General features: G+C 33.6%; 10 protein-coding genes. 7 read left to right on the top strand and 3 right to left on the bottom strand.

Annotation, left to right across the window (positions count from 1 at the left end; genetic code table 11):
* Nucleotides 1-340 precede the first annotated feature (340 nt).
* Both GOQ24_RS10800 and GOQ24_RS10795 read left to right on the top strand, forming a co-directional pair.
* Nucleotides 341-796, top strand: a complete 456-nt coding sequence (locus tag GOQ24_RS10800; protein ID WP_155092079.1) for an OsmC family protein — start codon at nt 341-343, stop codon at nt 794-796.
* Between the two features lie 116 nt (nt 797-912).
* The gene (locus tag GOQ24_RS10795) at nt 913-2,604 is read left to right on the top strand and encodes an ABC transporter ATP-binding protein (protein ID WP_155092080.1); all 1,692 of its coding nucleotides are present in this window, start codon (nt 913-915) and stop codon (nt 2,602-2,604) included.
* Nucleotides 2,605-2,634: 30 nt separating this feature from the next.
* Here GOQ24_RS10795 and GOQ24_RS10790 read toward each other — a convergent pair whose 3' ends face one another.
* Nucleotides 2,635-3,978 (bottom strand): saccharopine dehydrogenase family protein, encoded by a 1,344-nt coding sequence (locus GOQ24_RS10790; RefSeq protein ID WP_160339661.1) that lies wholly within the window; start codon nt 3,976-3,978, stop codon nt 2,635-2,637.
* 119 nt (nt 3,979-4,097) lie between these two features.
* Between GOQ24_RS10790 and GOQ24_RS10785 the strand changes: the two genes are divergently transcribed.
* Both GOQ24_RS10785 and pckA read left to right on the top strand, forming a co-directional pair.
* A complete protein-coding gene (locus GOQ24_RS10785) occupies nt 4,098-4,493 on the top strand; it encodes a DUF423 domain-containing protein (protein ID WP_155092082.1) in 396 nt (131 codons plus the stop codon).
* 72 nt (nt 4,494-4,565) lie between these two features.
* Nucleotides 4,566-6,179 (top strand): phosphoenolpyruvate carboxykinase (ATP), encoded by a 1,614-nt coding sequence (pckA, locus tag GOQ24_RS10780; protein WP_155092141.1) that lies wholly within the window; start codon nt 4,566-4,568, stop codon nt 6,177-6,179.
* A 106-nt stretch (nt 6,180-6,285) separates the two neighbouring features.
* Here pckA and GOQ24_RS10775 read toward each other — a convergent pair whose 3' ends face one another.
* Together GOQ24_RS10775 and GOQ24_RS10770 are read right to left on the bottom strand one after the other, a co-directional pair.
* Nucleotides 6,286-7,029: a uroporphyrinogen-III synthase gene (locus tag GOQ24_RS10775; RefSeq protein WP_155092083.1), complete on the bottom strand. Its 744-nt coding sequence runs from the start codon at nt 7,027-7,029 to the stop codon at nt 6,286-6,288.
* A 21-nt stretch (nt 7,030-7,050) separates the two neighbouring features.
* Nucleotides 7,051-7,716: a DUF4271 domain-containing protein gene (locus GOQ24_RS10770; RefSeq protein WP_155092084.1), complete on the bottom strand. Its 666-nt coding sequence runs from the start codon at nt 7,714-7,716 to the stop codon at nt 7,051-7,053.
* A 105-nt stretch (nt 7,717-7,821) separates the two neighbouring features.
* Between GOQ24_RS10770 and GOQ24_RS10765 the strand changes: the two genes are divergently transcribed.
* The 3 genes from GOQ24_RS10765 to GOQ24_RS10755 are packed head-to-tail and all read left to right on the top strand — an operon-like array spanning nt 7,822 to nt 10,488.
* Nucleotides 7,822-8,544: a polyprenol monophosphomannose synthase gene (locus tag GOQ24_RS10765; protein ID WP_155092085.1), complete on the top strand. Its 723-nt coding sequence runs from the start codon at nt 7,822-7,824 to the stop codon at nt 8,542-8,544.
* Nucleotides 8,544-9,881, top strand: a complete 1,338-nt coding sequence (locus tag GOQ24_RS10760; RefSeq protein WP_155092086.1) for a dihydroorotase — start codon at nt 8,544-8,546, stop codon at nt 9,879-9,881. The genes GOQ24_RS10765 and GOQ24_RS10760 overlap by 1 nt, the downstream gene beginning before the upstream one ends.
* A 13-nt stretch (nt 9,882-9,894) precedes the next feature.
* Nucleotides 9,895-10,488, top strand: coding sequence for a DUF4296 domain-containing protein (locus GOQ24_RS10755; protein ID WP_155092087.1), 594 nt, complete (start codon nt 9,895-9,897; stop codon nt 10,486-10,488).
* Nucleotides 10,489-10,508: the final 20 nt, after the last annotated feature.

Raw genomic sequence — 10,508 nt, 5'->3', positions numbered from 1 at the left:
GTGTGAAGGCACATTAGGAGGTAAATAATTGTATATTGTTTGAAAATGATATTATAAAAGCCTCTATTGTTATAGGGGCTTTTTTTGTATAAAATTAGAAGTAAAAGAAATTAAAAAAAGAAATATGAACCAGTTCTACAATATTTGTTCAGTATCGATTATTACTAAGGCGACGTATCTAATGCGTAAGTCGTGCTTCGTCGTACTGCCAAAATTGGTTTTGTAAAATAGTTCATATATTCTTAAAGAAGTATAGAATAAATTTCAAAGGTCCTTTTGGTAGTAAATATCAAAAGGACCTTTTTTTTAGCCTAAATATTAATTATAAATTTTAAAAGTGATGAAAAACAATGTAGTAAAAGTTTTGGGTTTTTCTGTTCGTTCTACACAGTTCGCAGTTAAAACAGCAAATTTCTCTTTTACCGTAAATGACGGAAGAGATTTAGTAAGGGTGAATCAAATAGATTCTGCCGAATTGTTACTTGCTCGTTTAGCAGGAAGTATACACTATATCGGAAACTTGATTGGGTCAACCCTAAATTTAGATTTAAAATCTATTCAAGTGGAGGTAAGAGGAGAGGTTAAGAATAATGAAGATGATGAGAAAAGCATAGATATTACTAATTTTAAAAAGATTGATGTCATCGTTAAGCCAACTACACCTGCGTCAATTGTGCTTTTAAAAGAATGGATGGATGCAGTAAAATCTGCTTGCCCTGTCTTTACTGATTTTAAAACTCTTACGCCAACTGTGGTAACTTTGGTGAAAGAATATGACCAAATTAATGTTGCTTAATATGATTATTCTCGCATCCTGTTTTAAGAAAGCCATATAATATAACGAGGCAATTTCATTCAAATTATATTATATGGTTTTTTTAATGTTATTTTTGTTTAGATAAAATCACAGTTATGCAAAGTAAAACACCATTATTGCAAGTATTAGATTTAGAGATAACTACAATTAAGAACACTCAAGACAGTAAATCTTTAGTGCAAAATTGTTCTTTTGAGTTATATCAAAATGAAATTCTTGGAATAGTTGGAGAGTCAGGGTCGGGTAAATCAATTACCTCTCTTGCGATAATGGGACTATTGCCAAAGGGAGCTTTAACTATTGCAAATGGAAGTATTGTTTTTAATAAAGTAGAGCTTACTCAATTAAAAGAAGAAGAAATACGTTCCTATAGAGGAAAGGAATTTGCGATGATATTCCAAGAGCCAATGACAGCTTTGAACCCTACTATGACTTGTGGTAGACAAGTTTTAGAAATCTTACAACAGCATAGGGTGCATAATAGTGATTCAGCAATGAAACAAGAAGTGATTTCTCTATTCAAGAAAGTTAAGTTACCCAACCCTCAAGAGGTGTATCATAAGTATCCACATCAGTTGTCAGGAGGACAGAAGCAGCGCATAATGATAGCGATGGCGATAAGTTGTAAACCTGCTGTGTTGATTGCTGATGAGCCTACTACAGCACTTGATGTTACAGTGCAAAAGGATATTGTGGAGCTACTGAAGTCATTACAGAAAGAAACGGGAATGAGCATTGTATTTATTACGCATGATTTAGGTTTGATTTCATCTATCGCTGACCGCGTTATCGTGATGTACAAGGGTAAAATTGTTGAACAGGGGAATTGCTTAGCTATTTTTAATAATCCTAAAGAATTATATACTCAAGCTTTAATCGCATCAAGACCAAGTATAGATGTCCGATTAAAGAGGTTGCCTACTATTTCAGATTTTTTAAATCAAGTTGTTGTTGATGAGATTGTAACTGCAGAGGATAGAGCGAAAGCACATCAAAATCTCTATAATCGCCAACCATTATTAGAAATACGAAATGTGGTAAAGGATTATATAGTTAAAACAGGATTATTTCGATCAGGAAGCTTTAGAGCACTTGATCATGTAAGCTTTAATGTCTATGAAGGAGAAACTTTGGGATTGGTTGGTGAAAGTGGTTGTGGAAAGTCTACTTTAGGAAATGCTATACTGCAGTTGGATAAAGCAACGGAAGGACAGATCTTCTATCGCGGAATAGATATCACAAGATTAAATAAAGCTGAGATACGCAAATTGCGTAAAGAAATACAAATCATTTTTCAAGATCCTTATTCATCCTTGAATCCAAGGATAACAGTTGGTGAAGCTATATTGGAACCAATGAAGGTACATAAGGTTGGCAGTGATTATCGAGAGCGAAAGAGTATGGTTATAGATATTCTTTCTCGTGTCGGTCTTGATAAAGAGGCTTTTGATAGGTATCCTCATGAGTTCTCTGGTGGTCAACGACAGAGAATAGGTATAGCGAGAACAATCGCATTGAATCCGAAGTTGATTATTTGTGATGAATCTGTATCAGCATTGGATATATCTGTACAAGCACAAGTTTTAAACCTTTTAAATGAATTAAAAGATAAATTTGGATTTACATATATCTTTATATCTCATGATTTAGCTGTTGTAAAATATGTATCTGATCAGATTGTCGTTATGAATAAAGGTAAGGTAGAAGAGATAAATGAAGCGGATGAATTATACGATAACCCTCAAAAGGATTACACGCGTAAATTGATTAGTGCTATACCAAAATAAAGCCTCTATTATAAGAGGCTTTATAAGTTGCTATATTGTTATTTCTTGTTCAGTGAAAGTTATTCCATTCTTTTCCAATTCTTCCAAAATTGGAGTATAGATTTCTTGTTTTATCGGCAATTGTACTCCTGGTGATGTAATAGTTCCATTGAGTATTTTTAAAGTTGTAATTGCAACAGGTAAACCTACCGTTTTGGCCATCGCAGTATAAGTTTGATCTTCGCCTATACATACCATAGTAGAGTCTATTTGCTTGTCTTGATTGCCTATTTTATATCCAATTCTGTGGTACATGACTATCATATCCTTGTCTTGTGGGTCTAATGTCCATTTGTCTGATAGTATTTTTTCAAGAATTTGTGCAGGAGTAGCGTTTTTTAAGCCAATTTGCTTAACATCATTAAAGAGGTCCAGCTCCATAAGTTTAAGCCAAACTTGATCGTCTGGAGCGATGTTTAAAGCAAGTTTTAGTTTTGTCTCTATAGAGTCAGTTGGATGATATGGTAAGTATAAATCGATGAAATCTCTATATGTTAGAGTTTCAGAATTTTCAATTGTATAAGAATCGTCTGTTATTCCCAGATCAACAAATAGACTCCATGCTTTAGAATACCCCAATCTTCTGATTGTTCCTCTAAGTATTGTCCTTAGGTTGTTTAAGTTGTATATGTTTTGATATTTTAAAGAGTCTCTATTAGCATAAACTTCGAAATTGCCATATCCCTCAACTTTTAATATTTCGGTTCGACGAAAAACTTGATTATATGGGATGTATTTATACTTTCCTTCATGTAGAAATTTGGCTGCACCTCCTTGTGCAGCTAATACAACATTTCGAGGATTCCAGGTGAATTTATAATTCCAGAGGTTGTTATCAGATTCAGGTGCAATTAAACCACCGCAGTACGATTCAAATGAGGTTATTTCTCCGCCCTTATTTTGTATTTCATGAATAATTCTCATTGCGCTCATATGATCTATACCCGGATCAAGTCCAACTTCATTCATAAATATCAAGTTGTTTTCTACAGCTTGTTCATTCAACTCTGCCATTTGAGGGCTTATATAAGAGGCAGTAACTAAGTGTTTTTTTAGTCGAATACAGTCTTTGGCTAATTCTATATGGAGAGCTGCAGGTAGCATCGAGATTACGATATCGGCTTTTGACACGTATTCTATCCTTTGATCTGTATTAAAAAGATCAAAAGCAATTGGAGTTGCATTCGGATGGTTCATTGCTTTTTGTCTTGCAAGTTCTATAGATAAGTCACCAATTGTCAGGTGGATGTTTTCTTCATTTGATTTTTGAAGTAGATATCTGATCATAGAAGAAGAAGATCTTCCTGCTCCGACGATTAAAATTTGTTTTTTCATGTTATAGTTGTTGATTATAGTTATACGAAAATAAACAAATAGAGTAGCTTATAAAACTAACTACTTAAATATTACAAGTATAATATGTGAATTAATTGTATATTTGACTTAAAAACGAGATGACACGTAAAGTTTTAGGTATTGCTGCTCTTATTGGAGCATTAGGTGTAATCTTGGGTGCATTTGGTGCTCATGGATTAAAGAAGATTGTTACTGAAGCTCAAGTGATAACATTTGAGGTAGGTGTACGTTATCAAATGTATCATGCGTTTTTTCTATTATTTGTAGGAATCTGTACATTTTTTTCAGACAAGACTAAAAAAATATTACTTTTTTTGACTTTGTTCGGAATATTGTTTTTTTCAGGATCGATATATCTTTTGACATTTAAAGATTTGATTTCTATGAATTTAAGTGTTATCGGACCTGTTACTCCAGTAGGAGGGCTGCTATTTATAATAGCGTGGCTTTATGCTGGTATACAGGTTTTTAATTCGAAAAAGAGTGTTAAATAGGCAATTGACTATTTATATTTTAAATTTATTTCTAAGTTTGCAAACAAATTAATACACAACATAATAATGAAAATGGATATTTCAGAATCAATTTCACTTGATAAATATGGTATTAAAGATGTTGTAGAGATTATCTATAATCCTTCTTACGACGTTTTATATAAGGAAGAAACTAATCCTGCACTTACGGGATTTGACAAAGGTGTAGTAACAGAGCTTGGAGCTGTAAACGTGATGACTGGTGAATTCACTGGACGTTCTCCAAAAGACAAGTATATCGTTAAAGATGCTGTTACTGAAAACACTGTTTGGTGGAACACTCCAGAATCTCCAAATGATAATAAACCTATTGATGGTAAAACTTGGAATGCTTTAAAAGCAAATACAGTTGAGCAATTATCAGGAAAAAAACTTTATGTCGTTGATGCATTTTGTGGCGCTAACGAGAATACTCGTTTAAAAGTTAGATTTATTATGGAAGTGGCTTGGCAAGCTCATTTTGTAACGAATATGTTTATTCGTCCTACAGCAGAGGAGTTAGCTAATTTCGGAGAACCAGATTTCGTTGTGATGAATGGTTCTAAGACTACCTTCAAAGATTATAAATCATATGGTCTTAACTCTGAGGTTTATATTGCATTTAACTTAACAGAGAAGATTCAAGTTATCGGTGGTACTTGGTACGGTGGTGAGATGAAAAAAGGTATGTTCGCAATGATGAACTACTATTTGCCATTACAAGGTATGGCTGCAATGCACTGTTCAGCGAATAAAGGTAAAGATGGTGATGTAGCTGTATTCTTCGGATTGTCAGGTACTGGTAAAACGACATTGTCAACTGATCCAAAACGCGAGCTTATTGGTGATGATGAGCACGGGTGGGATGATGAAGGAGTATTTAACTTCGAAGGAGGTTGTTATGCTAAAACTATCAACTTGTGTCAAGAGAATGAACCAGATATTTATGGTGCTATTCGCCGTGATGCTTTGTTAGAGAACGTTACAGTTGATGCTAATGGTAAGATCGATTTTAACGATGGATCTGTTACTCAGAACACGCGTGTATCTTATCCAATTAACCATATTGATAATATTGTAAAACCAGTTTCAAAAGCAGGACCTGCTACTAAAGTAATCTTTTTAACTGCTGATGCTTTTGGAGTTATGCCTCCAGTGTCTAAGTTAACACCAGAACAAACGAAATACTATTTCTTGTCTGGATTTACTGCAAAATTAGCTGGAACTGAACGTGGAGTTACAAAACCTGAACCTACTTTCTCTGCATGTTTTGGAAAAGCATTCTTATCTTTACACCCAACGCAATATGCTGAGGAGTTAGTAAAGAAAATGGAAGCAAATAACGCAACTGCATATATGGTAAATACAGGATGGAATGGTACAGGAAAGCGTATTTCTATAAAGGATACACGTGCTATCATTGATCGTATTTTAGATGGATCTATTGAGAAAGCTGATACTATTGTAGTTCCTGTATATAACTTTGAGGTTCCTACTGCTTTAGAAGGAGTAGATACAGGAATCTTAGATCCAAGAAACACTTATGAGGACGCTCAAATATGGGATGATAAAGCAAGAGAATTAGCTGCTTTATTTATTGAGAATTTTAAATTATACTCTACAAATGAAGAAGGAAAAGCATTAATAAGTGCTGGACCACAACTGTAAGGTTATAATTTTTCACATAGAAAAAAGGGTAAGTGATCATTCACTTACCCTTTTTTGTGTTATATAAAGCCATAAAAAAAGCTTCTTATTAAGAAGCTTTTGGATATTATTTATTTACCTTTTGAATATATTTCTCAAGTGCCATAGTCATTGAAGGCGTTTCGGGAGCAGGAGCCATAATATCAACTCTTAAGTTGTTGTCTAATGCTTCTTTTTGAGTAGATGTTCCAAATACAGCTATTCTTGTATTGTCTTGTGAAAAATCCGGGAAATTCTTAAACAGAGACTTTATACCAGTAGGGCTAAAGAATGCAAGAACATCGTATTTTACGTCTGCTAAATCCGATAAATCACTCATCACAGTTTTATAAAATGTTCCAGGTACCCAATTGACTTTTAGTTGATCTAAAGTTGTTGGGATATCGTTATTTAACTGATCAGATGAAGGTAATAAGAACTTTTCGTCTTTGTATTTTTTAATAAGCGGAGCTAAGTCAGCAAAATCTTTTTGGCCAACATAGATCTTTCTTTTTCTGTAAACTACATATTTCTGCAAGTAGTAAGCTACAGCTTCCGATTGGCAAAAATATTTAAGTGTTTCAGGTACTTTGAAACGCATTTCTTCAGCAACCCGAAAGAAGTGATCCACAGAGTTTTTACTGGTTAGAATGATAGCAGTAAAGTTATGTAAATCAATTTTTTGGTGTCTTACCTCTTTGGCTTCTACGCCCTCTACATGAATAAAGGGTCTAAAGTCAATTTTTACTTTGTACTTTTGTTCTAACTCAAAGTAAGGTGAATTCTCCACTTTAGGCGCTGGTTGAGAAACCAAAATTGTTTTCACTTTCATAGTTATGTTTCTTAATTATGCTCAGATATTTTTAAACCAAAAATAGAGTAGAAAATAAGGAGCTATTTCAAGGGTGCAAAGATACAAAATAAAATAGAACAACTTATTTAATATTGATTTTTGATTGTTTTTTATAAAAATGATATATAATAATACATTTATTGCGATTAATGTAAAAATAAGGATAAGTGTTAGGCTTCTGCTGTTTATTTCATTGTAATAAAGCAGTACATCTACGAATAATAGCATCATCCCCATGTAGTTTCTATAAGTCGCTTTTTGTAAGTTTAGGGCATCCGCAAATTCTTCTATATTAAAAGCGACTGCAATAATCTTGTCAATTAAGTACTTTGCAATTACAAAAAACGCAATAAAATTGATGATTTGGATAAAAGAATTTAAGGTGATTTGCTCGATGTATCCAAATGTTTTTAAGCTAATCTGGATAAAGAAAGTAATCGATATCAATTGAATAGCTAAAAAGGATAGTGTGAAACTATTACGTAGGTTTGTGTTGTCTTTATAAATTTTCAAATATTTATTGGATGCAGCAAGTTTTGTAAACTCTGCAAACCTCACACTAAATATTGTTCGATTAATAGCCAGTACAGAGAATGCGATAAAGAATAGAGCTGTAGCCCAATCTTTATTCAATACGATTCTATCTATTAAAACTATATTCTCCATACAAGGTGCAAAATTAAGAATTTTTTTGCCTGTTTTCATGGTTTGTAGATTATTTAAGTTTTAACTTTCTATAAAAAGGTTACTTTTGTATTCAAACAATCTATAATGAGCTTAGGACTTGTCATTATACCAACCTATAATGAAATTGAAAATATTAGTTTAATTATAACTGCTGTTCTTGAATTAGAAGAACAGTTTCACGTTTTGATTGTTGATGATAACTCCCCTGACGGTACTAGTAATGCCGTGATAGAACTTCAGTCACAATTTCAAGGTCGACTGTTTCTTGAAACAAGATTAAACAAAGATGGACTGGGGACAGCTTATGTACATGGTTTCAAGTGGGCTTTAGAACGAGAATATGACTATATTTTCGAAATGGACGCCGATTTCTCTCATAATCCAAAAGATTTATCGAAGTTGTTAGCCGCTTCTCAGCGCTCTAAAGGGTTAGCTATTGGTTCGCGCTATGTTACTGGTGTAAATGTGGTAAATTGGCCTCTTAACCGCGTGTTATTATCTTATGGAGCTTCTATTTATGTTCGATTGATTACAGGAATGAAAATTAAGGACACAACTGCTGGTTTTGTTTGTTTTTCAAGAGAAGCTCTTCAACAGATTGATCTAGATAAAATACGCTTTGTAGGATATGCTTTCCAAATTGAGATGAAGTATCGTACCTATGTTAAGGGATTACCTATTGAGGAGGTTCCAATCATATTCACAGATAGAACAAGAGGGGAATCCAAGATGTCAGGAGGTATTATTAAAGAAGCAATATTTGGAGTCATTGCTTTGCGAATTAGAAAACTACTAAACACACTATAATGACAAATTATTTAATTAAAAATGGAACTATTGTCACTGAAGGAAAGTCCTTTGTTGGAGATCTTTTAATCGAGAATGGTTATATAAAGAAGATAGGTCATAATCTTCAAGTTGATAGTACCATTCAAACTATTGATGCAAGTGGAAAGTTAGTGCTACCTGGAATGATTGATGATCAAGTGCACTTTCGCGAACCTGGTTTAACCCATAAAGGCGATATTCAATCTGAATCTCGTGCTGCTGTAGCTGGGGGAATTACTTCTTTTATTGAGCAACCGAATACTGTGCCTAATGCTGTGACTCAGGATATTTTGGAAGAGAAGTATAAGAGAGCTGCAGAAGTATCATTTGCCAATTATTCTTTTATGATGGGAGGAACAAATGATAACTTAGAAGAAGTGCTTAAAACAAATCCAAGAAATGTAGCTGGTATTAAGTTATTTTTGGGGTCTTCTACTGGAAATATGTTAGTGGATAATCAAGAAGTTCTGGAAAAGATTTTCTCAAGTACCTCTTTGTTGATCGCTGTACATGCGGAGGATGAAGGAACAATTCGCAAGAACTTAGCTGAACACAAGGAAAAGTATGGAGAGGATATCCCTGTACAATGTCATCCTGTTATTCGCAGTGAAGAAGCATGTTATCTATCTTCGTCAAAGGCGATTGAATTAGCAAAGAAAACAGGCGCAAGATTACATGTCTTTCACCTATCTACAGCCAAGGAAACGGAATTGTTTAGAAATGATATTCCCTTGAAAGACAAAAAAATCACTGCAGAAGTTTGTGTACATCATTTGTGGTTTACAGATAAAGACTATGCTGTTAAGGGGAATTTCATCAAGTGGAATCCTGCAGTAAAGTCTGAAGTAGACCGAGAAGGACTTTGGAAAGCTTTATTAGATGATAGAATTGATGTTATCGCAACTGATCATGCTCCACATACATTAGAAGAAAAAAGTAAGTCTTATTTGAATGCACCTTCTGGTGGTCCCCTTGTTCAACATGCTTTAGTAGCATTATTGGAAAGTGTTAAGCAAGGAAGAATTACAATTGAGAAACTTGTAGAGAAATTCGCTCATAATCCTGCAATACTATTTCAAGTAGAGAAAAGAGGTTTTTTAAAAGAAGGCTATCATGCAGATGTTGTTATTGTTGATAGTGAAAGTGAGTGGACTGTAGATAAATCTAATATTTTGTATAAATGTGGTTGGTCTCCTTTCGAAGGAACTGCATTTAGTTCAAAAATAACTCATACTTTTGTAAATGGATTTTTAGCCTATGCCGATGGAGTTGTTAATACGGAACACAAAGGACAAAGGTTATTATTCGAGCGTTAATATTTTTAGTTGAATGAAAAAACTGATTGTTTTATTCTTTATCGCCTTCTTAGTTGTTTCTTGTAATGATAAGAAGCCTACTCCTTTCATTGAAAAAAGTAAAATGGAAGAGATTTTATATGATATAGCAATGCTATACGCAATTAATAACTCTTATGTTTATACGGTTGATAATGATACGATACCAAGAATCACTATTAATTCTATTTTCAATAAACATCAGGTAGACAGTCTTTCTTTTACAGAAAACAATGCGTATTATATCAATTTGAATAAAGGTGTATATTATGAAATGCAAGATCGAATTTACGCTCGTATTGTGATAAATCAAACAAAATTTGAGGTAGACGATTTTGTCAATAAGGTTTTGGATACGAAAAGAATTGATGTTAAAATGATGAGAAATGCCGTCAAGAATCACCTTGATGAGCTATCTGAAAAAAGCGATTCAGCAGGAGAACTAAAAGTTGACGGAGATAGTATAAAACAGTTAAGTAATCAGGATAAGACTCAAGTTGATTCACTTAAACAAAAGAGTAAGCGCAGAATAGCGCGAATAGTCAAAAACGATACGCTAAGTATTGACACGATAAAACGCGTAAAATAAGATATGTCTAAAGCCTATCC

It is taken from the genome of Myroides sp. LoEW2-1, assembly GCF_009767705.1.
GTDB classification, from domain to species: Bacteria; Bacteroidota; Bacteroidia; order Flavobacteriales; family Flavobacteriaceae; genus Flavobacterium; species Flavobacterium album_A.
This window is presented reverse-complemented; position numbering and strand designations above follow the sequence as displayed.